This is a genomic window from Streptomyces sp. NPDC003635 (assembly GCF_053587635.1).
This window is the reverse complement of sequence record NZ_JBSFOK010000005.1, coordinates 178,250-198,873: the sequence shown is the minus strand read 5'-3', so window position 1 is coordinate 198,873 and position 20,624 is coordinate 178,250. Positions and strand designations below refer to the sequence as shown.

21 protein-coding genes are annotated in these 20,624 nt (G+C 70.9%); 15 read left to right on the top strand and 6 right to left on the bottom strand.

Going from position 1 to position 20,624, the window contains the following annotated elements; genetic code table 11:
- Positions 1-26: 26 nt before the first annotated feature.
- Positions 27-644 carry a TetR family transcriptional regulator gene (locus ACWDRW_RS07405; RefSeq protein ID WP_451721288.1) on the top strand — a complete coding sequence of 206 codons (618 nt, stop codon included), beginning with the start codon at positions 27-29 and terminating at the stop codon, positions 642-644.
- Positions 645-832: 188 nt separating this feature from the next.
- Here the strand turns inward: ACWDRW_RS07405 and ACWDRW_RS07400 are convergent, their stop codons facing one another.
- Together ACWDRW_RS07400 and ACWDRW_RS07395 are read right to left on the bottom strand one after the other, a co-directional pair.
- Complete coding sequence (locus ACWDRW_RS07400) at positions 833-1,066, bottom strand: ferredoxin (RefSeq protein WP_451721286.1); 234 nt, start codon at positions 1,064-1,066, stop codon at positions 833-835.
- Between the two features lie 5 nt (positions 1,067-1,071).
- On the bottom strand, positions 1,072-2,529 hold the full coding sequence (locus ACWDRW_RS07395; RefSeq protein ID WP_451721284.1) for an aldehyde dehydrogenase: 1,458 nt from the start codon (positions 2,527-2,529) through the stop codon (positions 1,072-1,074).
- Positions 2,530-2,745: 216 nt separating this feature from the next.
- Between ACWDRW_RS07395 and ACWDRW_RS07390 the strand changes: the two genes are divergently transcribed.
- Positions 2,746-3,771: an MBL fold metallo-hydrolase gene (locus ACWDRW_RS07390; RefSeq protein WP_451721282.1), complete on the top strand. Its 1,026-nt coding sequence runs from the start codon at positions 2,746-2,748 to the stop codon at positions 3,769-3,771.
- A gap of 15 nt (positions 3,772-3,786) precedes the next feature.
- On the top strand, positions 3,787-4,224 hold the full coding sequence (locus ACWDRW_RS07385; protein ID WP_451721280.1) for a nuclear transport factor 2 family protein: 438 nt from the start codon (positions 3,787-3,789) through the stop codon (positions 4,222-4,224).
- On the opposite strand, the gene ACWDRW_RS07380 is transcribed toward ACWDRW_RS07385, so the two are convergent.
- The gene (locus ACWDRW_RS07380) at positions 4,221-4,874 is read right to left on the bottom strand and encodes a phosphotransferase (RefSeq protein WP_451721278.1); all 654 of its coding nucleotides are present in this window, start codon (positions 4,872-4,874) and stop codon (positions 4,221-4,223) included. The genes ACWDRW_RS07385 and ACWDRW_RS07380 overlap by 4 nt on opposite strands.
- Positions 4,875-5,167: 293 nt before the next feature.
- On the opposite strand from ACWDRW_RS07380, the gene ACWDRW_RS07375 reads away from it, so the two are divergent.
- The 8 genes from ACWDRW_RS07375 (at position 5,168) to ACWDRW_RS07340 (ending at position 13,230) form a co-directional block, all read left to right on the top strand.
- Complete coding sequence (locus ACWDRW_RS07375) at positions 5,168-6,400, top strand: prenyltransferase/squalene oxidase repeat-containing protein (protein WP_451721276.1); 1,233 nt, start codon at positions 5,168-5,170, stop codon at positions 6,398-6,400.
- Positions 6,397-7,017, top strand: a complete 621-nt coding sequence (locus tag ACWDRW_RS07370) for an SCO2322 family protein (RefSeq protein ID WP_451721274.1) — start codon at positions 6,397-6,399, stop codon at positions 7,015-7,017. The genes ACWDRW_RS07375 and ACWDRW_RS07370 overlap by 4 nt, the downstream gene beginning before the upstream one ends.
- 43 nt (positions 7,018-7,060) lie before the next feature.
- Positions 7,061-8,173, top strand: coding sequence for an energy-coupling factor transporter transmembrane component T (locus ACWDRW_RS07365; protein WP_451721272.1), 1,113 nt, complete (start codon positions 7,061-7,063; stop codon positions 8,171-8,173).
- Positions 8,170-9,843, top strand: a complete 1,674-nt coding sequence (locus ACWDRW_RS07360) for an ABC transporter ATP-binding protein (protein ID WP_451721270.1) — start codon at positions 8,170-8,172, stop codon at positions 9,841-9,843. Before ACWDRW_RS07365 ends, ACWDRW_RS07360 begins: the two co-directional genes overlap by 4 nt.
- Positions 9,840-10,685, top strand: coding sequence for an ECF transporter S component (locus ACWDRW_RS07355; protein ID WP_451721268.1), 846 nt, complete (start codon positions 9,840-9,842; stop codon positions 10,683-10,685). Before ACWDRW_RS07360 ends, ACWDRW_RS07355 begins: the two co-directional genes overlap by 4 nt.
- A 337-nt stretch (positions 10,686-11,022) precedes the next feature.
- Positions 11,023-11,436, top strand: coding sequence for an aggregation-promoting factor C-terminal-like domain-containing protein (locus ACWDRW_RS07350; RefSeq protein WP_451721266.1), 414 nt, complete (start codon positions 11,023-11,025; stop codon positions 11,434-11,436).
- A 283-nt stretch (positions 11,437-11,719) separates the two neighbouring features.
- A complete protein-coding gene (locus tag ACWDRW_RS07345; RefSeq protein ID WP_451721264.1) occupies positions 11,720-12,514 on the top strand; it encodes a hypothetical protein in 795 nt (264 codons plus the stop codon).
- Positions 12,511-13,230, top strand: a complete 720-nt coding sequence (locus tag ACWDRW_RS07340; protein WP_451721262.1) for a Fic family protein — start codon at positions 12,511-12,513, stop codon at positions 13,228-13,230. Before ACWDRW_RS07345 ends, ACWDRW_RS07340 begins: the two co-directional genes overlap by 4 nt.
- Here ACWDRW_RS07340 and ACWDRW_RS07335 read toward each other — a convergent pair.
- Positions 13,142-13,543, bottom strand: a complete 402-nt coding sequence (locus ACWDRW_RS07335) for an ATP-binding protein (protein ID WP_451721260.1) — start codon at positions 13,541-13,543, stop codon at positions 13,142-13,144. The genes ACWDRW_RS07340 and ACWDRW_RS07335 overlap by 89 nt on opposite strands.
- 78 nt (positions 13,544-13,621) lie before the next feature.
- On the opposite strand from ACWDRW_RS07335, the gene ACWDRW_RS07330 reads away from it, so the two are divergent.
- Entirely contained in the window at positions 13,622-14,449 is an 828-nt protein-coding gene (locus tag ACWDRW_RS07330) for a helix-turn-helix domain-containing protein (protein ID WP_451721258.1), read from the top strand.
- Positions 14,430-14,615, top strand: a complete 186-nt coding sequence (locus ACWDRW_RS07325; protein WP_451721256.1) for a DUF397 domain-containing protein — start codon at positions 14,430-14,432, stop codon at positions 14,613-14,615. Before ACWDRW_RS07330 ends, ACWDRW_RS07325 begins: the two co-directional genes overlap by 20 nt.
- On the opposite strand, the gene ACWDRW_RS07320 is transcribed toward ACWDRW_RS07325, so the two are convergent.
- A complete protein-coding gene (locus tag ACWDRW_RS07320) occupies positions 14,599-15,768 on the bottom strand; it encodes a steroid 3-ketoacyl-CoA thiolase (protein WP_451721254.1) in 1,170 nt (389 codons plus the stop codon). The two genes, ACWDRW_RS07325 and ACWDRW_RS07320, sit on opposite strands and share 17 nt — an antisense overlap.
- A gap of 199 nt (positions 15,769-15,967) precedes the next feature.
- On the opposite strand from ACWDRW_RS07320, the gene ACWDRW_RS07315 reads away from it, so the two are divergent.
- A complete protein-coding gene (locus ACWDRW_RS07315) occupies positions 15,968-17,206 on the top strand; it encodes a cytochrome P450 (protein ID WP_451721252.1) in 1,239 nt (412 codons plus the stop codon).
- 21 nt (positions 17,207-17,227) lie between these two features.
- Here the strand turns inward: ACWDRW_RS07315 and ACWDRW_RS07310 are convergent, their stop codons facing one another.
- Positions 17,228-19,267, bottom strand: coding sequence for a bifunctional glycosyltransferase 87/phosphatase PAP2 family protein (locus ACWDRW_RS07310; protein ID WP_451721250.1), 2,040 nt, complete (start codon positions 19,265-19,267; stop codon positions 17,228-17,230).
- 277 nt (positions 19,268-19,544) lie between these two features.
- On the opposite strand from ACWDRW_RS07310, the gene ACWDRW_RS07305 reads away from it, so the two are divergent.
- Positions 19,545-20,621, top strand: coding sequence for a DUF2330 domain-containing protein (locus ACWDRW_RS07305; RefSeq protein ID WP_451721248.1), 1,077 nt, complete (start codon positions 19,545-19,547; stop codon positions 20,619-20,621).
- Positions 20,622-20,624 lie beyond the last annotated feature (3 nt).

The following is a 20,624-nucleotide window of genomic DNA, read 5'->3' as shown; positions in this document are numbered from 1 at the left end:
TCACCGACTGTCACGGAACGGGATCCATGCCCGCGGAAGCCAGTAGCGCAAGCCCCGCCTCGCCGCCGCTCACCGAGCGCCAGGAGGCCCGTCGCCGTCGCATCCTGCACGCCAGCGCGCAGCTCGCCAGCCGGGGCGGTTTCGACGCCGTACAGATGCGGGAGGTCGCCGAGTCCTCCCAGGTCGCCCTCGGCACCCTGTACCGCTACTTCCCGTCCAAGATCCATCTGCTGGTCGCCACGATGCAGGACCAGTTGGAGCACATGCACGGGACGCTGCGGAAGAAGCCGCCCGCGGGCGAGACGGCCGCGGAGCGGGTCGCGGAGACGCTGATGCGCGCCTTCCGCGCCCTGCAGCGCGAGCCGCATCTGGCCGACGCCATGGTCCGGGCGCTGACCTTCGCGGACCGCAGCGTGTCCCCCGAGGTGGACCAGGTGTCCCGGCAGACGACCGTGATCATCCTGGACGCGATGGGCCAGGAGAACCCGACGCCGGAGCAGTTGTCCGCGGTCCGGGTCATCGAGCACACCTGGCACTCGGCACTGATCACCTGGCTGTCCGGCCGTGCCTCGATCGCCCAGGTGAAGATCGACATCGAGACGGTCTGCCGACTGATCGACCTCACGGCGCCCACGGACACGTGAAGGACCTACGAGACGGACTCCGATTCCGACCGTCGACGTCGGCTCCGGCGGATCCCACACCTTCTGGGGTCTCGCCTGAGTCGGCTACTCCGGTGAGGAGTCGGTGCTGACTGCTCGTCCCGTAGGCCGCCTTCCATAATAGAACGCCCGTACGTGGATGGAAAGGGTCATACACCCCCATTCCTCGCCTATTCCTCGGGCGGGAACACGGGCTCCCCGCTCCCCAGCAGCGTGATCGAGATCGCCTCCACCGGGCAGTTCTCCGCCGCCGCGAGCACACCCTCGCCCGCGTCCATGTCGGCGTCGACCGGGTGGGACTGGCGGGCCGTGTCGAGGCGGAAGCCGTCGGGGGCGCGGTGGACGCACTGGGCCGAGCCGATGCACACCGACCGGTCGACCTCGACGTGCCAGCGGTCTCCCATCCCCTCTACGCCTCCCAGCCCGCCGGAAGATGGATCATCTTGTGTTCGAGGTACTCCCCGTACCCCTCGGGCCCGAACTCCCGCCCCAGACCGGAGTTCTTGTAGCCGCCGAAGGGGCCGAGCATGTCGAGGCTGAAGGTGTTGACGGAGTAGGTGCCGGTACGGACCTGGCGGGCGACCTCGATCCCGCGCTCGACGTCGGCGGTCCAGACACTGCCGCTGAGCCCGTAGTCCGAGTCGTTGGCGATCTTCACGGCCTCCGCCTCGTCGCCGTACGGCAGCAGGCAGACCACGGGCCCGAAGATCTCCTCGCGCGCGATGCGCATGGAGTTGTCGACGTCGCCGAAGAGCGTCGGCTCGACGTACCACCCCCGGTCCATGCCGTGCGGACGCCCGCCGCCGGCAAGGATCTTGGCGCCCTCCTCCTGTCCGATGCGGATGTAGTCGAGGTTGCGCTGCTGCTGGCGGCGGGCGACGAGGGGGCCGACCTGGGTCGCCGGGTCCAGGGGGTCGCCGACGACGAGGGCGTTCGCGGCGGCGGCGAGGGCCTCGGCGAACTCGTCGTAGCGGGAGCGCGGCAGGAGGATGCGGGTCTGGGCCACACAGGCCTGTCCGTTGTTCATCCAGGCAGCGGGGACGATGCCCGCCACGGCCGCGTCGACATCGGCGTCGGGCAGCACGACGGCCGCCGACTTGCCGCCCAACTCGAGGGTCACACGGGTGAGATTGCGGGCGGCGACCTCCATGACCCGCTTGCCGGCGGCGACGGACCCCGTGAAGGAGACCTTGTCGACGCCGGGATGCCCGACGAGGTACTCGCTGACCTCCCGGTCGGCGGGCAGGATGGACAGCACGCCCTCGGGCAGACCGGCCTCGCGCGCGATGTCCGCGAGGAGATAGGCGTCGAGCGGCGACTCGGGCGAGGGCTTGAGGATCACCGTGCAGCCGGTGAGCAGCGCGGGCGCGAGCTTGGCGGCGGCGACGAACTGCGGCACGTTCCAGGGGACCACGGCCGCCACGACCCCGACGGGCTCGCGCCGCACGAGGATCTTCCCGAGCACGCCGTCCCGCTGTTCCTCGTAGGTGAAGTTCCGCGCGACGGTGATCGCCGAGTCCCACACCATCATCGCGCCGAGGGCCTGGGCGAGGATGCTCCAGGAGTAGGGCGAGCCGTTCTCGGAGGAGATGACCCGGGCGATCTCCTCGTGCCGTACGGCGATGGCGTCCTTGATCCGGGAGACGACCGCGATCCGCTCCTCGAGGGAGGCCCGGGGCCAGGGCCCCTCGTCGAAGGCCTTCCGCGCCACGGCGACGGCCCGGTCGACATCCCCGTCCGACGCGTGCGGCACCCGCCCGATGACCTGCTCCGTGTGCGGCGAGATCACCTCGATGACGTCCTTGCCGAGGGGGTCGGTCAACTCCCCGCCGATGATCAGCTGTCCGTGTTCCACGAGCTCGGTCATGGCCGACTGCCTCCCCTGAGCCTGACTCTGACGAACCATCAGATACACGGAACTGATACCAGTTCCACCCCGGGGAGTCCACGGCACGCACACAACGGACCGGCGGCGAGATCCGCTTGCGGATCCGGGTGCGGGTCGGTGACTCGGGCTCCCATCGAAACCCGTTCTAGTTATAGTGGCCGAGGCTGGTGGCGGGTGCGGTGATTGGGGGAGCCCATGACGCAGGTGTACGACCATGGCGGCGGCGTCCGGTCCCTGAGGGTGCCCATCCCGGACAACCCCCTCGGCCACACCCTGGTGTACGTCCTCGACACCGACCGGGGCCCGGTGCTGATCGACACCGGCTGGGACGACCCGGAGTCCTGGGACACGCTGTCCGAGGGCCTACGAGCCTGCGGCACTACGCCCGCCGAGATCCACGGGGTGGTCGTGACCCACCACCACCCCGACCACCACGGCCTGTCCGGCAAGGTCCGAGAGGCGTCCGGCGCCTGGATCGCGATGCACGAGGCGGACGCGGCGATCGTGCGCCGCACGCGATCGGCGGAACCGGAGCGCTGGTTCACGTACATGGCGGCGAAGCTGACGGCGGCCGGCGCCCCCGAGGACCACGTGGCACCCCTGCGCACCGCCCGCCGCCGCACCCTACCCGGTCTGACCCCCGCCCTGCCGGACAGGGACATCACGCCCGGCGAACTGCTCCCGCTCCCCGGCCGCCGCCTGCGCGCGATCTGGACCCCCGGCCACACCCCGGGCCACGTCTGCCTGCACCTGGAGGAGACCCACCCCTCGGAACTGGAGGGCAACGGCCGCCTGTTCTCCGGCGACCACGTGCTCCCGGAGATCACCCCCCACATCGGTCTGTACGAGGACCCCGACGACGCCACGGTCACCGACCCCCTCGGCGACTACCTGGACTCCCTGGAACGAGTGGCCCGCCTCTCCCCCGCCGAGATCCTCCCGGCCCACCAGCACGCGTTCACCAACGCCCCGGGGCGCGTGGACGACTTGCTGGCCCACCACGAAAGCCGCCTGACCGACCTCCTCTCCCTCCTCTCCACCCCCCTCACGCCCTGGCAGCTGGCCGAGCGGATGGAGTGGAACCGCCCCTGGTCCCACATCCCCTACGGCTCCCGGAACATCGCCGTCTCCGAGGCCGAGTCCCACCTGCGCCGCCTGGTGAAGCTGGGCCGAGCGGAGGCGGTGACGGGGAGCGAACCGGTGACGTACGTGGCCGTGTGACTACCGTTCGGGATCATGCAGACACTTCCCGACCCCCAGCGCGCCTGCGAGCGTCTCGTCATCGACTTCGTCCACCGCCTCGACCTCGGCGAACCGGCCTCCGTGGCCGAGTTGTTCACCGAGGACGGCTTCTGGCAGTGGCCCGCGGGCGACCGGCTGATCAAGGGCCGCGAGGCACTGCGGGAGTACTTCGGCGCCCGCCCCGCCGACCGTCTCTCGCGCCGCCTGATGTCCAACATCCTCGTCACGGCGACGGCTCCGGACACGGCGACGGCGACCTCGTACTTCACGACGTACCGAGTCGACGGCTGCGCGGGCGGCCTGGTCGCGCCGGGCCCGCCGGTCCAGGTGGGCCACTACGAGGACACGTTCCGCCGGCAGCCCGACGGAACCTGGCTCCTCTCCTCCCGCACCCTGCATCTGGCCTTCGCCGGACCGACCCCGCGCGCCTAGCCCATGAACGACCGCACCAACTCCTCCGCCGCCCCGAGGACTTCGAGCTCCCGAGCCGTCATCGTCGGGTTGGCGGCACGGCGGCGTCGGGCCTCCGTCAGGCCGGGTGAGGTGAGGTCGGAGGGGTCGGACAGGAGAGCGGCGAGCGTCTCCCGCACGGGACCGGCGAGTTGCTCGTCCGCCGTGGCCACCTGCGCCAGGATCAGCGCCGACATGCCCCAGTCCAGGCCCGGGTCGCCTTCCTCGGCGTTGGTCCAGTCGATGACGTAGGGACCGTGCGGCGTGAGCATGACGTTGTCGGGGTGGAGGTCCAGGTGGACCACGCGGCCGGGGAGGGTGTGCAACTGCCGTAGCAGGCGGGCCAGAGTCCGCCCGGCCTCCGTCGGGCCGATCCGCCCCGCCCCGAAGGCCTCCAGCATCGTCGGCCCGTGCAGCCGCTCCATCACCAGCTCACCGCGCGTACAGTCCGCGAGCCGCACCCTCGGCACCGGATAGCCGTACCCGTGCAGCCGTTCCATCAGGGCGGCCTCCGCCACCCCGTCCCCGTACCCCTCCCGGTCCCGGCGCAGCACCCACCCCTCGTCGAGCTCGTACACATCGGACGCGCGCCCCGAACCGATCAGCCGGCCCGGCCTCCCCAAGATCGTCATGGGCCGAAGCTACCCGCGCCCACAGCCTCCCCTCAGGCGTTCCGCTACGGGCCGGTAGAGTGGCCGCGTCGTCATCACACCCGTACGGGGGGAAGCCGGTGCAAATCCGGCGCTGACCCGCAACCGTGAGCAGCCAACCACGCTGCGAGCCGGACTGCCCCACGCGGTACGTGAACGGCTCGCGTGCGTCGGCGGTCAGTCGGCGCATGGCTCCGTCGAGGTCTACGGAGCCGAGCCGCCCGGGGTTCCTCCCGTGCTGCCCGGCTCCCTTCAGGGAGAGGCACCCGCCGATCATGAACGTCCGCCGCAGCGCCGCGGTCCTTGCCGCCACCGCCGTGATCGGCCTGGCCACGCCCGCCGTGGCCGCGTCTCCGTCCCCCTCGCCGTCCGTGGCGATCCCCTCCGGGCTCTACGGCGACCACGACCCGACGTACGACGGCGTCTGGCGCCAGTCCCTGACCCTGATCGCCCAGGTCAAGTCGGGCGCCCTGCCCGCCACCAAGGCCGTCGGCTGGCTGCTGGGCCAGCAGTGCCAGAACGGCGCCTTCGCCGCCTTCCGCGCCGAGCCCGCAAAGGCCTGCGACGACAAGGTCATGGTGGACACCAACAGCACGGCAGCCGCGGCCCAGGCGCTGGCCGAGGCCGACGGCGGCGGCCTCATGGACGACGCCCTGTCCGCCGTCAAGTGGCTGAAGAGCGTGCAGAACAAGGACGGCGGCTGGGGCTACATGCCCGGCGGCCCGAGTGACGCCAACTCGACCGCGGTCGTGATCGGCGCGCTCAACGCCGTCGGCCAGGACCCCGACACCGTGGTGGTCGGCGGCAAGTCCCCCTACGACGCCCTGCGCGACCTCGCCCTCCCCTGCTCCGAGGACGGCGCCTTCGCCTACCAGCCCGACAAGAAGGGCAAGCTGGCCGCCAACGCGGACGCGACCGCCGCGGCCGTGCTCGGCATGAAGGGCATGAGCATGGCGTCGGCGAAGGCCGCCGCCGACACGGACCTCGCCTGCGCCGACACCGCCAAGGCCGACCCGGACCAGTCCGCCGAGAACGGCGCGTCCTACCTCGCCGAGACCATGAAGAAGGACGGCTACCTCAAGTCCGCCCTCGCCGGCGCCGAGGACCAGCCCGACTACGGCAACACGGCCGACGCGGTCGTCGCGCTGGCCGTCGCGGGCGGCCCGAAGGCGGCGCGGGAGCCGCTGACCTGGCTGGAGGAGAACTCCGCGGACTGGGCGAAGCAGAACGGCCCGGCCGCCTACGCGCAGCTGATCCTCGCGGCGGACGCGGCGGGCGCGAACCCGCGTGACTTCGGCGGTGCGGACCTGGTGAAGCTGCTCAACGCGACCGGCCCGGAGCCGCAGCAGCGGGCCACGGGCGCGGAGACGGCGGAGGAGAAGAAGGACGACGAGAAGAAGGACGAGGACGGTGGCGTCAGCGTCTGGTGGATCATCGGTGTCGGCCTGGTCGCGGGCATCGGCGTCGGCTTCCTGATCAGCGGCCGCAACAAGGGGCAGCAGCTGTGATACGCCGGGTCTGCGCCGCACTCGTGCTCGCGGCCCTGGCACTGTGCGCGGCGCCCCCGGCGCAGGCGGCGACGTACCGCTACTGGTCCTTCTGGGACCGGCAGGGCTCGTCGTGGATCTACGCCACCCAGGGCCCCTCCACGAGCGTCCCCTCGGACGGCGACGTCCAGGGGTTCCGCTTCACCCTGAGCGAGGACTCGTCGGAGGCGGCCCGGCCACGCGGCACGGCGACCTTCGGCACGATCTGCGCGAGAACGCCGGAGCGGCCGGGCAACAAGCGAGTAGCCCTGGTCATCGACTTCGGCACGAAGTCGGACGCCCCCTCCTCGGAAACCCCGCCCCGCCCCCGCACGGTCTGCGTCAGCGTCCCCGAGGACGCCACGACGGCCGAGGCCCTGGCGAAGGTGGCCAAGCCCCTCCGCTACGACTCCAACGCCCTGTTGTGCGCGATCGGCGGCTACCCGAGCGCGGGGTGCGGCGACGAGATCACCAAGCCGGCCGACAAGAACACGAACGACGACGACAACCCGTCCCTGGGCCTGTGGGCGGGAGCGGCGGGAGTGGCGGCACTGGGAGCGGCGGCAGTCTGGCAAGCACGCCGACGCCGAAATGCGTAACGCACGCAGCCGCGGGCAGTCGGGTGGCAGGGCGGCCTCCGCCATGAAGGAAGCAGCACCCCGCAGGCGCGGGCAGGCGCACCCCACCCCCGGCCATCAACTGCACCCCGGCGCCTGGTGGCTCTGGGCGCTCGCGCTCGGCACGGCGGCAACCCGCACCACCAACCCCCTCCTCCTCGCCCTCCTCACGGCGACGTCCGCCTACGTCGTGGCGACCTGCCGCCAGAACACCCCTTGGTCCCGCTCCTACTCCGCCTTCCTCAAACTCGCCCTCGCCGTCCTCCTCATCCGCCTCGCCTTCACGACCTTCCTCGGCTCCCCCATCCCCGGCACCCACACCCTCCTCACCCTCCCCGAGATCCCCCTCCCCTCCTGGGCCCAGGGCATCCGCCTCGGCGGAAGGGTGCACGCGGAGGGCCTCGTCTTCGCGTTCTACGACGCCCTCAGGCTCGCCACGCTCCTCATCTGCGTAGGCGCCGCGAACGCCCTCGCCAACCCCACCCGGCTCCTGAAATGCCTCCCGGGCGCCCTGTACGAGATGGGCGTCGCGGTGGTCGTCGCCCTCACCTTCGCCCCGAACCTCATCGCGGACGTCCAACGCCTGCGTTCCGCCCGCCGCCTCAGAGGCCGCCCGGACAACGGCATCCGCGGCCTCCTCCAGGTCGCCCTCCCCGTACTGGAAGGCGCCCTCGAACGCTCCGTCGCCCTGGCCGCCGCCATGGACGCCCGCGGCTACGGCCGTACCGCCGACGTCCCTGCCGCCGTCCGCCGCACCACCGCCGCCCTCACCGTCGGCGGCCTGCTCGGCGTCTGCGCCGGAACGTACGGCGTCCTCACGGCGGAAGGCGGCGCCTACGGCCTGCCGGTCCTCCTCGCCGGTCTCGCCGCCGCCCTCGTGGGCCTGCGCCTGGGCGGTCGCCGAGCCACCCGCACGCGCTACCGTCCGGATCCCTGGGACGCGAAGGCGTGGCTGGTCACGGCGTCAGGTGCGGCGGTCGCGGCGCTGATGTTCGTGGCCGCGGCACAGGACCCGGCATCCCTGGAACCGGGCGTGATCCCCCTGACGGCCCCCACCCTCCCCCTCTGGCCGGCGGCAGCGATCCTGCTCGGCCTGCTCCCCGCTTTCCTCACGCCGACCCCGAAGGACCCGTCGTGATCCGCTTCGAGAACGTCTCGGTGACCTACGACGGCCGCACCGAACCGACCGTCCAGAACGTCGACTTCGAGGTCCCGGAAGGCGAACTGGTCCTCCTGGTGGGCCCGTCCGGCGTGGGCAAGTCCACGATCCTCAACGCGGTGAGCGGCCTGGTCCCCCACTTCACGGGCGGCACCCTGCGCGGCCGCGTCACGGTGGCGGGCCGGGACACCCGCACCCACAAGCCCCGGGAACTGGCCGACGTGGTCGGCACGGTGGGCCAGGACCCGCTGTCCCACTTCGTGACGGACACGGTGGAGGACGAACTCGCCTACGGCATGGAGTCCCTGGGCCTGGCACCGGACGTGATGCGCCGCCGGGTGGAGGAAACCCTGGACCTCCTCGGCCTGGCATCCCTGCGCGACCGCCCGATCGCCACCCTCTCCGGCGGCCAGCAGCAACGAGTGGCGATCGGCTCGGTCCTCACCCCCCACCCCAGCGTCCTGATCCTCGACGAACCGACGTCAGCCCTGGACCCCGCGGCGGCCGAAGAGGTCCTGGCGGTCCTCCAGCGCCTGGTCCACGACCTGGGCACGACGGTCCTGATGGCGGAACACCGCCTGGAGCGCGTCATCCAGTACGCGGACCAGGTGGTCCTGCTCCCGGCTCCGGGCGCGACCCCGCTCCTGGGCCCCCCTTCGGACATGATGGCCGTCTCTCCGGTAACCCCACCGGTGGTGGACCTGGGCCGCCTGGCAGGTTGGTCGCCGCTGCCCCTGACGGTCCGGGACGCACGGCGACGAGCTGCGGATCTCAGGGAGCAACTCAGCAAGCGGGACAGCAACTGCCTTCAGCGCGGGGCAGCGTCTGTGTGCGGCTCCGCCGCGGGGCGCGATCAACCACAGGCAACCCGCACCCGCCGACACTCCGCACCCTCCGAACCACTGGGCGAAACGCACCAGCTCACCGTCACCCGAGACAGGATCCGCGCCCTCCACAAAACCACCCTCACCATCACCCCCGGCGAGACCATCGCACTCATGGGCCGCAACGGCGCCGGAAAGTCCACCCTCCTCAACACCCTCGTAGGCCTGCTCACGCCCACCTCCGGCACCGTGGAGGTAAACGGCGTCACCCCCCACCGCACCCGCCCCCGCGACCTGATCCGCCACGTGGGCCTGGTCCCCCAGCAACCCCTGGACCTCCTCTACGCCGACACGGTCGCCGCCGAATGCACGGCCGCGGACCACGACGCCGGGGCGGAACCCGGCACCTGCCGTACCCTCGTGCACGACCTGCTCCCCGGCGTCCAGGACGACACCCACCCGAGAGACCTCTCCGAGGGCCAGCGCCTGGCCCTCGCGCTCGCCGTCATCCTCACCGCCCGCCCGCCCCTGCTCCTCCTCGACGAACCGACCAGAGGCCTGGACTACGCGGCGAAGGCCCGCCTGGTCACCGTGCTGAGAGACCTCGCGGCGACGGGCCACGCCATCGTCCTGGCCACCCACGACGTGGAACTGGCCGCGGAGCTGGCCCACCGGGTGATCCTCCTGGCCGAGGGCGAGATCATCGCCGACGGCCCGACGGCGGACGTCGTCGTCTCCTCCCCCTCCTTCGCCCCCCAGGTCACCAAGATCCTGGCGCCGCAGCACTGGCTCACGGTCACCCAGGTCGAGCAGGCCCTGCGATGAGCCGTCCCACGGTGCGGAACACAGCCCGCCCCATCCGCTTGGGCCCTCGGTCCCTTCTCACCCTCACCCTCGTCAGCGCCATCGGCCTCGCCGCCCTGACCTGGCCCTTCTTCTCACCACCCACCTCTCAGGCGACCGAACACGCCCAAGACGCGCCCTGGCTCTTCGCCGGACTCCTCGTCCTCCTCATGGCCGTCGTCGCGGCGACGATCTCGGAGTCGGGCCTCGGCCCGAAGGCCGTGGCCATGCTCGGCGTCCTCGCCGCGACCGGCGCCGCCCTGCGCCCCCTCGGCGGCGGCACCGCCGGCATCGAGCCGATGTTCTTCCTGATGCTGCTCAGCGGCCGGGTCCTGGGTCCGGGCTTCGGCTTCGTCCTCGGCGCTCTCAGCCTGTTCGCGTCCGCCCTGCTCACCGGCGGAGTCGGCCCCTGGATGCCGTTCCAGATGCTGTCGATGGGCTGGTTCACGATGGGCGCGGGCCTCCTCCCCGGCCCGGAGACCATCCGCGGCACCAGGGAACGCCTGATGATCGCGGCCTACGGCTTTCTCGCCGCCTTCGCCTACGGCACCTTCACCAACATGGCCGGCTGGCCCTTCATCGACCGGCTCGCCTCGAACATCGCCTTCGACCCGGGCGCCTCCGCCCCGGAGAACCTGGCCCGCTTCATCACGTACTGCCTGGCCACCTCCCTCGGCTGGGACCTCGGCCGGGCCATCACGACGGTCGTCCTGACCCTGACCCTCGGCCCGGCGATCCTCAAGGCCCTCCGCCGAGCCACCCGCAGGGCCGCCTTCGAGGCCCCGGTCACATTCGAGGACCCCGTGAAGGACACCAGTCCGTAGCCCTATGGGAACCGCCCGTCAGATCCACGGTGAAGCACCCCACATGACCCACATCACCTACGATCTGACCTAGTGGTGCATATCGGACGCCATGCCCACGTCAAAATAGGCTCTGACCTGCACATTGAGAGCCACGTCACACGAGAAGCGTGTACCCCACATACGACCACAACTAGCAAAACCGGTCATTGCGGACGCCTCCCCGGCCTGTTTCTCTGGATGACGTCGCACGGCGCCGACGAGCCCCCCGGGCCTCGGCGCCGCCGCATGTCCCCGCCACGCACCGCGTGGTTCCGACGTACCGCGACCACCACGTCCCCGACGAAAGGTCACCGCCTTGTCCGCCGCTTCCTTCATCCGCAGCATCGCCACTCCGAAGAAGGCTCTCGCCGGTACCGCCGTGGCTGCTGCCGCCGCCGGTGCGATTTTCGCCGCGGCGCCCGCGCAGGCCGCCACGACCGGGGCCTCCGCTCAGGCGACCGCCAAGAAGATGATCGGCGACTCGGCCCAGTACCAGTGCTTCTCCAAGATCGTCGAGCACGAGAGCGGTTGGGACGTGAACGCCACCAACGCCTCCTCCGGTGCCTACGGTCTCGTCCAGGCCCTCCCGGCCTCGAAGATGTCCTCCGCCGGCTCCGACTGGAAGACCAACGCCGCCACCCAGATCGAGTGGGGCGTGGACTACATGAAGGACCGCTACGGCAGCCCCTGCGGCGCCTGGAACTTCTGGCAGGCCAACGGCTGGTACTGAGCCGAAGCCAGTCACGCACGAAGAACCGCACCCGTGTCCGCACGGGTGCGGTTTCGTCTTTAGGTATGTACTTCTTAGAACTACGTCTCTAAAACGAGGTCCAGTGCCTGTACGGCGGGGCTTGAGCCTCGCCTTCCCGCAGGGTCAGACCTCGAAGGAGTCGTGGCCTGACCTGTGCGCACAAATACTTGGACGTTGGCGCGCGCCCTGAACACGGCATGGACTGTTTTCGGCCGGTGAATCCGGTTGCGTTCAGCCTCTCCGCCGAAGGAACATCCGTCCGATGACGTCCCTGGAGCCGTACCCCTACGACCTCACCTGGCCCGAGCTCGACCCCGCCACGCACCCCTTCGACCGTGCCGAAGCCCTCGCCGTCGTCCGGAGTCTGGGGCCCGCCCCACGCGTTCCGGTCCGGCCCGAGCGGAAGAAGACCTCCCACCCTGACGAGGCCTCCGCCGAGTACGCCAAGCTCTGCAAGTGGTCCTACGACGAGGGCTGGGCGTGGACCAAGGCCATGACCGAGGCCCTGGTCGAGCGGTACGGGGCCTGGACCACCGGGTGGCGCTGGTCTCACGACGAGGGTGATCTCGGCGGCGGACCCGTCGGCGCCTGGTGCTGCTCCCTGCACTCCATCAGCACCCCCGACGAAACCCTGGAGCGAGTCGCCAGAGCGCTCTGCGAGTGGCGGGACTGGCTGGAGTTCCTCGCCCGCTGTTTCGACCGCTACCCCCTCGACACCGCCGAGACCGACGAGGACCGCCGCGAGATCTGGGACCGCGCCACCCAGCGGCTGATCCTGCACTCCCTCGACCGCACCGGCTCGGGAGACGCCTGGTACGCGCACGCCGCGCACGTCCTGACCTGGTTCCTCACCCGATGGAACGTCGACCGGGACACCGCCTGGACCCTCGTCAAGGAGGCGATCGGCGGCGATTTCAAGAGCTGGACCGCACCGGAGACCACCGAGGTGGACCAGGTGTCCGAGCGCCTCGCCGCCGCCCTGGCGCCACCGGGCACGACCCACGAGCCCCGCTACACCTACACCTCCTCCCGCCTCCACTCCTACCTCGACGAATGACCGAGCCCACCCGCCCCGACCAGAGCTCAACCCGCCCCGACCATCTACGCACCTGGCTCACCGTCCGCTCCGAAGTCCCCTGGCACCAGGCCCGCACCCCCGAACTCCCCACCGGCACCCCCCTCCGCGACGGCCCCGTCCACGACATCCGCACCCACGACCACCCCCGAGACCCCCGCCGCGCCGCCGCCCTCCTCGCCGCCCTCGGCCGCACCCGCGCCGACGCCGCCTCCGGCGCCCCCCTCACCTTCCGACTCCTCAGCTCCTGGCAGCGCCTGGTCCTGAACACCCCCCAGGCCCCCTTCCGCACCCACCCCGCCTACGCCAAGGCGGGCCGCGAGCGCTACGGCACCGGCGCGGACCTCCCCGCCCGCCTCGACGCCTGCCTCGAAGAAGCGGAGGCCGACGACCTCCCCCTCACCGCCCGTGCCGCCCGCGCCTACCTCGACGTCTGCTTCTTCCACCCCTTCGACGACGGCAACGCCCGCAGCGCCTTCCTGACCCTCACCCACGTCCTGGCCCGCGCCGGCGTCACCCTCGACCAGGTCGGACCCGTCCGCCGCATCGCCCGCCGGGCCGACGACCCCGAGGGCGCCCTCGCCTTCGCCGACCTGCTCGCCGTCCTCATCACGGCGACCGCTCGCCGCACTCGAACCACACCGTCTTCCCACCCCCGCTCCGCCGGTCGACCCCCCACTTGTCGGCCACCTCGCTGAGCAGCACCAGCCCCCGGCCGCCCTCCGAGTCCAGCGGCAACCCACTGTCCATGCACGGGACCTCGGCGCACCCGTCCGCCACCTCCACCCGTACGCCCGCCTCCTGCCGCAGCACCAGCAACCGGCAGCGCCGGTCCGGGACATGGCGTACGACGTTCGCCACCAACTCGGTCACGCCGAGCGCGACCGAGTCATACAGTCCGGGCACTTCCCAGTCGGTGAGCAGTGAGCGGACGATCCGGCGGATGTGCCGGGCCGAGTGCTCGCCGACCGTGATGCTCATGAAGTACCCGGGGGGAATGTATTCGTTCACGGTACGAGCCTGACCTCGCGCTACTACGGTTTGCCACGGGGCGAACACAACGCGTTCAAGTGTGTGTGGAGGCAGTTCGTGACGAATATCAACGTGCTGGATCCGGGAGCCTCGCCTCTCGACTACTACGGCTTCGAACTCCGCCGGTACCGCGAGGCCGCCGGCCTCACTCAGCGCCAGTTGGGCGACGTCCTCAACTACACCGGCTCCCTCGTGGGGCAGATCGAGACCGCCCGCAAGCTCCCGACCGTCGAGTTCAGCCAACGCGCGGACGCGGCACTGGACACCGGCGGTTTACTGTCCCGCTTGGTCGCGCTGGTGATGCGCAGTCAACTACCGGCATGGTTCCAGCAGGTGGCCGAGCTGGAAGCGCGGGCGACGGAGATCTGCACCTTCCAGACCCACATGATCCACGGTCTGCTCCAGACCAAGGGTTACGTCCGTGCGGTGCTCGGCGTGCTCGACGAGACCAACCTCGACGACCGCACCACGGTACGACTGGCTCGCCAGCGCATCTTCGAGAAGGAGGAGCCGCCGGTCCTCTGGATGATCCTCAGCGAGGCCGCGCTGCACCAGCAGGTCGGCAGCCCCGAGGTCATGCGGGACCAGCTCGCGCACCTGGTCTCATTCGAGAACAATCCGCGGATCAACATCCAGGTGCTGCCGTTCACGGCGGGCGCTCACGCGGGACTGCAAGGCTCGTTCAACGTCTACCGCTTCCCCAGCGATCCGACCATCGTCTACACCGAGGGTTACGGCAGTGGGCATCCGACCGCCAGCCCGGACACCGTCAGGGACTGCTCACTCCGTTACGATCATCTTCAAGCCGCCGCGCTCTCCCTCAAGGACTCGGCGGAGCTGATCCGGCGCGTTATGGAGGACCGCTATGGAGAGCAACTGGCGTAAGTCGAGCTACAGCGGTGACCAGGGCGGCGATTGCGTCGAGATCGCCGAAGGCGCAGGCGCCGTCGCCGTCCGCGACTCCAAGACCCCGGCGGGACCGATCCTCACCCTCGACCCCGCCGCCTTCACCACCTTCGTCAACTGGACGTCGACTACAACCGCTGAATGATCGTGCCGGTGGCCAGTCCGCCCCCGGCGCACATGGTCACCAGCGCGAACTCCTTGTCCGCGCGCTCCAGTTCGTGCAGCGCCGTCGTGATGAGCCGGGCCCCGGTGGCCCCCACCGGGTGCCCGAGCGCGATACCACCGCCGTTGACGTTGACCTTCTCCAGGCTCTGCTCGAAGACCTGGGCCCAGCTCAACACCACCGAGGCGAAGGCCTCGTTGATCTCGACCAGGTCGATGTCCTTCAGGGACATCCCGGCCTTGCCCAGCACCGCCTTGGTCGCGTCGATCGGCCCGTCGAGGTGGAAGTGCGGGTCGGAGCCCACCAGTGCCTGCGCCACGATCCGCGCCCGGGGCCGCAGCTTCAGCGCCCGCGCCATCCGCTTCGAGGCCCACATGATGGCCGCCGCCCCGTCGCTGATCTGGGACGAGTTGCCCGCCGTGTGCACGGCCGTGGGCATGACCGGCTTCAGCCTCGCCAGCGCCTCCATGGACGTGTCGCGCAGCCCCTCGTCCCGGTCCACGAGCCGCCACATGCCCTGGCCCGCCCGCTGCTCGTCCTCGGTGGTCGGCACCTGCACGGCGAACGTCTCGCGCTTGAACCGCTCCTCGGCCCAGGCGACGGCGGCCCGCTCCTGTGAGACGAGGCCGAGGGAGTCGACGTTCTCCCGGGTCAACCCCCGGTGCCGTGCGATCCGTTCCGCCGCCTCGAACTGGTTGGGCAGGTCCACGTTCCACTCGTCCGGGAACGGCTTGCCCGGGCCGTGCTTGGATCCCGACCCCAGCGGCACCCGGGACATCGCCTCCACGCCACAGCTGATCCCGACGTCGATGACCCCCGCCGCGATCATGTTCGCGGTCATGTGCGAGGCCTGCTGCGAGGAACCGCACTGGCAGTCGACGGTCGTGGCCGCCGTCTCGTAGGGCAGGCCCATGGTCAGCCAGGCCGTGCGGGCCGGGTTCATGGACTGTTCGCCGGCGTGGGTGACGGTGCCGCCGACGATCTGCTCGACGCAGTCGGCGGGGATGCCGGTGCGGCCGAGCAGTTCACGGTAGGTCTCGCCCAGCAGATAGGCGGGGTGCAGATTGGCGAGCGCGCCGCCGCGCTTGCCGATCGGGGTACGGACGGCTTCGACGATCACGGGTTCGGCGGCCATGGGGGGCGGTCCTCTCGTCCAGAGGCCAGCAGACCTGACAGACCTGACAAGGCGCACGCACAACTAGTACGCGTTCTAGTTACCGAGCAGTCTGCTGATGTGACGCCCATCACCGCAAGGGTCTTGCAGTCTTCGCCGCCCGCCTTTACTTTGCGCGATAACTGATGGTCCGTCAGATCAGCCATGGCTGGAGCTGCCCATGCCCTGTCCAGCGCTTCCCGACGGGTTCGACTTCACCGACCCCGACCTCCTCCGACACCGCGTGCCCTTCGCCGAGTACGCCGACCTGCGCCGGGCCGAGCCGGTGCGCTGGATCCCGCAGAGCGGCAACGTGGCCGGCTTCCAGGACGAGGGGTACTGGGCCGTCACCCGGCACGCGGACGTCAAGTACGTCTCCACGCACCCGGAACTCTTCTCCTCCTGGGTCAACACCGCGATCATCCGCTTCAACGAGCACATCGAGCGGGACGCGATCGACGCCCAGCGCCTGATCCTGCTGAACATGGACCCGCCCGAGCACACCCGGGTCCGGGCGATCGTGCAGCGCATCTTCACCCCGCGCGCGATACGGGCGCTGGAGGAGCGGCTGCGCGACCGGGCGGCCGCGATCACCGCCGAGGCCCGCGCCCACCCCGGCCCCTTCGACTTCGTCACGTCCGTCGCCTGCGAACTGCCGCTCCAGGCCATCGCCGAGCTGATCGGCATCCCGCAGGACGACCGGGCCAAGATCTTCGACTGGTCCAACAAGATGATCTCCTACGACGATCCCGAGTACGCGATCACCGAGGAGGTCGGCCAGGAGTCGGCCACCGAACTCATCGCCTACGCGATGAACATGGCCGCCGACCGCAAGCAGTGCCCGGCGAAGGACATCGTCACCGCGCTGGTGGCGGCGGAGGACGAGGGCAACCTCGGCTCCGACGAGTTCGGCTTCTTCGTGCTGATGCTGGCCGTCGCGGGCAACGAGACCACCCGCAACGCCATCACCCACGGCATGCACGCCTTCCTCACCCACCCCGAGCAGTGGGAGCGGTACAAGAGGGAGCGGCCCGAGACGGCCGCCGAGGAGATCGTCCGCTGGGCGACCCCGGTCAACTCCTTCCAGCGCACCGCGACCCAGGACGTGGAGCTGGGGGGCAAGCTGATCAAGAAGGGCGACCGGGTGGGCCTGTTCTACGCGGCCGCCAACCACGACCCCGAGGTCTTCGGGAACCCGGACGTCTTCGACATCACCCGCGACCCCAACCCGCACCTCGGCTTCGGCGGCGGGGGCCCGCACTACTGCCTGGGCAAGTCCCTGGCGGTCCTGGAGATCGACCTGATCTTCAACGCCATCGCCGACACCATGCCCGACCTGCGCCTCACCGGCGACCCCGACCGCTTGCGGTCCGCCTGGATCAACGGCGTGAAACACCTCCAGGTCAGCCTGGACCGATGACCGCGCCCGGCGAGTGCCGGATCAGCTCGGAGTACGGTCCTTCAGCGGCTCGCTGCTGACGGCGGCCCGGCCGACCATCCGGGCGCGCGGGCCCTGGAGCAGGTACGTCAGCCCGAACCCGGCACCGACGACGGCCGCGCCGCCGACCGCGTCCAGGATCCAGTGGTTGCCGGTGACGACGATCGCGGTGAGCGTGAGGAAGGGGTGCAGCAGGCCGAGGGCCTTCATCCACATCCTCGGCGCGACGATCGCGATGACCAGCCCGCACCACAGGGACCAGCCGAAGTGCAGCGACGGCATCGCCGCGTACTGGTTGGTCAGCGCGGTGAGCGTGCCGTAGTCCGGCTTGGTGAAGTCCTGCACCCCGTGCACGGTGTCGATGATCCCGAGACCCGGCATCAGGCGCGGCGGGGCCAGCGGGTACAGCCAGAAGCCGACCAGGGCGAACAGGGTGGCGAAACCGAGGGCGGAACGGGCCCAGCGGTAGTCGACCGGGCGGCGCCAGTACAGCAGGCCGAGAACGGTCAGCGGGACCACGAAGTGGAAGGAGGTGTAGTAGAAGTCGAAGAAGTTCCGCAGGACGTCGGCCTTCACCACGGCGTGGTTGAGCGCGTGCTCGACGTCGATGTGCAGGAAGCGTTCCAGGTCGAGGATCTGCTGCCCGTGCTCCTCGGCCCGCTCCCGCCCCGCCGAGTTGCTGCCCCCGGTCGCGGCGAGCCGCACCTTGGCGTAGGCGGCGTAGGTGACCCGGATCAGCAGCAGCTCCAGCAGCAGGTTCGGACGGGAGAGCACCCGGCGCAGGAAGGGCACCAGCGGGATGTGCTTGAACCGGGTCGGGACCGGGTCGGCGTAGTTCGTCGGGATCGGTGTCCGGTAGTACGGCGAGGTCCGCGACAGGAACGGCACGAAGGTGGCGGCGGCCAGGGCGGCGATCAGGACGACGTTGTCACGCAGCGGATAGAGGGTCGCCATGTTCGGCAGGATCATCTTCGCCGGGAGGGTCATGACGAGCACGACGGCGACCGGCCACAGATACCGGTCGGAGGCCTTCTTCCCGACCCGGCCCACTACCGCGAGCAGCACCCACAGCAACTGGTGCTGCCAGGCGGTGGGCGAGGCGACGATGGCGGCGCAGCCGGTGATGGCGACGGCGAGGAGCAGCTGCCCGTCGCGGGCGTAGCGCACGGCCCGGCGCACGCCGAGCACGGCGACACCGGCGGCGAGGGCGAGGAACAGCCCGATCTCCAGCGGCCCGCCCGGGCCGAGCCGCAGCAGGGCGCCGTGCAGGGACTGGTTGGCGAGATCGTCGGCCCGCCCGCCGAGCCCGGTCCCGGCCATGTGGTGCACCCAGTAGGTGTACGAGTCCTGCGGCATCGCCGCCCAGGCCAGCGCGGTGGCCCCGGCGAACGTGGCGCCGGTGGCGACGGCGGCCCGCTTGCGTCCGGTGAACCACAGCAGGGGCGCGAACAACAGCAGGGTCGGTTGGAGCGCTCCCGCGACACCGATGAGCACCCCGCCGGCCCGTTGCCCACGGGCGGCGAAGCAACCGAGGAGGACGAGCAGCACCGGGATGATGCTGGTCTGCCCGAGCCAGAAGCTGTTGCGCACCGGCAGCGACAGCATCAGCAGGCTGACGGCGACGGGAGCGGCGAACAGGGAGGTGCGCCGGCTGACCGGCTGCGGCAGCGCCCGCGCGGCTACGAGTCCCAGGGCGACGACCAGGAGCAGGGTGCCGAAGGTCCAGCCCCAGCCGAGCGCCTGCTCGGCGGACTTGGTGAGCGGCTTGAGGGCGAGCCCGCCGAAGGGGGTGCCGGTGAACTTCGTGGAGTCGTAGAGCGACCCGTTGACGTGCAGGACGCCGTTCTCGCCGACCCAGGTCTCCAGGGCGGTCAGCCGCTCCCCGCGCGGAGTGCTGAGGACGACGGCCACCTGCCGTACGGCGAGGACCGCGGCGACCAGCCACAGCCCGACGCGGGCCACGCGCAGGCGCGCCCCGGCCTCACCGACGGCCGTCGCTCCGAAAGCATCCGCCGGTCGCCCGCTGTGCTCCGCATTCGCCACGCCTCGTCGGCCTCCCGCCCCGTCCGTCCCGCACGGCATCCGTACGAGATCATCCCGATACGAACCCTATGGGGGCACGCACCACCCCCGGGAGAGACGCAGGCAACCCCCGATTCACCTGACGTCCGCTCTCCTTTTGTCCGGATGACGATAGTCCCGTGTGGATTCCGCCGCCTCTGCGAGAGGGAAATGGATCACATAACGGACCCGTGTCCCGCAGCTGTGTTCGGTTGCGTACCGTCTGACACCTGGCGGCGATCGGCGGAAGGCTTCTGAGGTGGGGTTCCTGCGGCTGCGGGTGGGCGCCGTCGCCTTCGCGCTGCTGGTCACTCAGGTCGGTTCGGCGGCCTGCGCGGCTGTGCTTCCCGGTCCTGGGCAGCGGGTGGCCGTCCAGCGGGAGGAGGCGCTCGTCCGGTGGGACGGGCGGCGGGAGCAGATCGTGCTGCGGATGACCCTCGCCGGGGACGCGGAGCGCGCCGCCTGGATCATGCCGGTGCCGAACCGGGCGACGGTACGGCTCGGCGATCCGGAGCTGTTCGAGGCGCTGCACTCGGTCACCGCCCCGGTGACACGGGTACGGCACCACTTCTGGCCCCACGACGACGACTGGCCCCTGACCACCGGCGACCGCCGCCACCGGCACGGCCCGCCCCCGGGCGCCCGGCACCGGCACCCCGTCGGCGTGGTCGGCCGCCAGCGGCTCGGCCCCTTCGACGTGGCCCGTCTGACCGCCACCGATCCGGAGGCCCTGGACGGCTGGCTGGACACCAACGGCTTCACCCTCCCGCCCCGCATGGCGGCAGCGCTGCGCCCCTATGTGGACCGCCACTGGGAGTACGTGGCCGTGCGCCTGACCCCCGAGAGCGCCGGGGACCGCCTGACGGGGGCGCTGGACCCGCTGCACGTCACCTTCGCCTCGACCGGCCCGGTGTACCCGATGCGCCTGTCCGGCCTGGCCGAGACCCCGCAGTCCCTCGGCCTGTACGTCCTCGCCGCGCACCGGATGGAACCGGCCTCCCGGATCGGCGGCGCACGCCCCCGGGTGACCTACGCCGGGCGGGTGAACGCGACCTCCGGCCCGCTGACGGAGCTGGCGGCGGGCGGGACGCCGTACCTGACGGCCATCGGCCAGGAGTTCCCCCGCCCGCGCTCGATCACCGGCGACCACGAGCTGCGCCGGGCGTCGACGGACGAGACCTTCCAGCAGGTGATCTACGAGGACCGGCTGCGCGAGTGGGCCGGGCTCCCCGCGTGGCTGCTGACGATCGGGGGCACTCTGGCGGTGGGCGTCACGGCCGTGTCGACGTTCCTCGTCCGCCGGTCGCGGCGGCCGGTGGGCGACTATATTCCTTAGCAA

Coding starts and splice junctions, on each gene's coding strand:
- ACWDRW_RS07375 (WP_451721276.1), top strand. CDS start 5,168: ATGAACGTCCGCCGCAGCGCCGCGGTCCTTGCCGCCACCGCCGTGATC.
- ACWDRW_RS07320 (WP_451721254.1), bottom strand. CDS start 15,768: ATGGCCGCCGAACCCGTGATCGTCGAAGCCGTCCGTACCCCGATCGGC.
- ACWDRW_RS07345 (WP_451721264.1), top strand. CDS start 11,720: ATGACGTCCCTGGAGCCGTACCCCTACGACCTCACCTGGCCCGAGCTC.
- ACWDRW_RS07390 (WP_451721282.1), top strand. CDS start 2,746: ATGACGCAGGTGTACGACCATGGCGGCGGCGTCCGGTCCCTGAGGGTG.
- ACWDRW_RS07355 (WP_451721268.1), top strand. CDS start 9,840: ATGAGCCGTCCCACGGTGCGGAACACAGCCCGCCCCATCCGCTTGGGC.
- ACWDRW_RS07385 (WP_451721280.1), top strand. CDS start 3,787: ATGCAGACACTTCCCGACCCCCAGCGCGCCTGCGAGCGTCTCGTCATC.
- ACWDRW_RS07400 (WP_451721286.1), bottom strand. CDS start 1,066: ATGGGAGACCGCTGGCACGTCGAGGTCGACCGGTCGGTGTGCATCGGC.
- ACWDRW_RS07395 (WP_451721284.1), bottom strand. CDS start 2,529: ATGACCGAGCTCGTGGAACACGGACAGCTGATCATCGGCGGGGAGTTG.
- ACWDRW_RS07380 (WP_451721278.1), bottom strand. CDS start 4,874: ATGACGATCTTGGGGAGGCCGGGCCGGCTGATCGGTTCGGGGCGCGCG.
- ACWDRW_RS07405 (WP_451721288.1), top strand. CDS start 27: ATGCCCGCGGAAGCCAGTAGCGCAAGCCCCGCCTCGCCGCCGCTCACC.
- ACWDRW_RS07325 (WP_451721256.1), top strand. CDS start 14,430: ATGGAGAGCAACTGGCGTAAGTCGAGCTACAGCGGTGACCAGGGCGGC.
- ACWDRW_RS07315 (WP_451721252.1), top strand. CDS start 15,968: ATGCCCTGTCCAGCGCTTCCCGACGGGTTCGACTTCACCGACCCCGAC.
- ACWDRW_RS07340 (WP_451721262.1), top strand. CDS start 12,511: ATGACCGAGCCCACCCGCCCCGACCAGAGCTCAACCCGCCCCGACCAT.
- ACWDRW_RS07365 (WP_451721272.1), top strand. CDS start 7,061: ATGAAGGAAGCAGCACCCCGCAGGCGCGGGCAGGCGCACCCCACCCCC.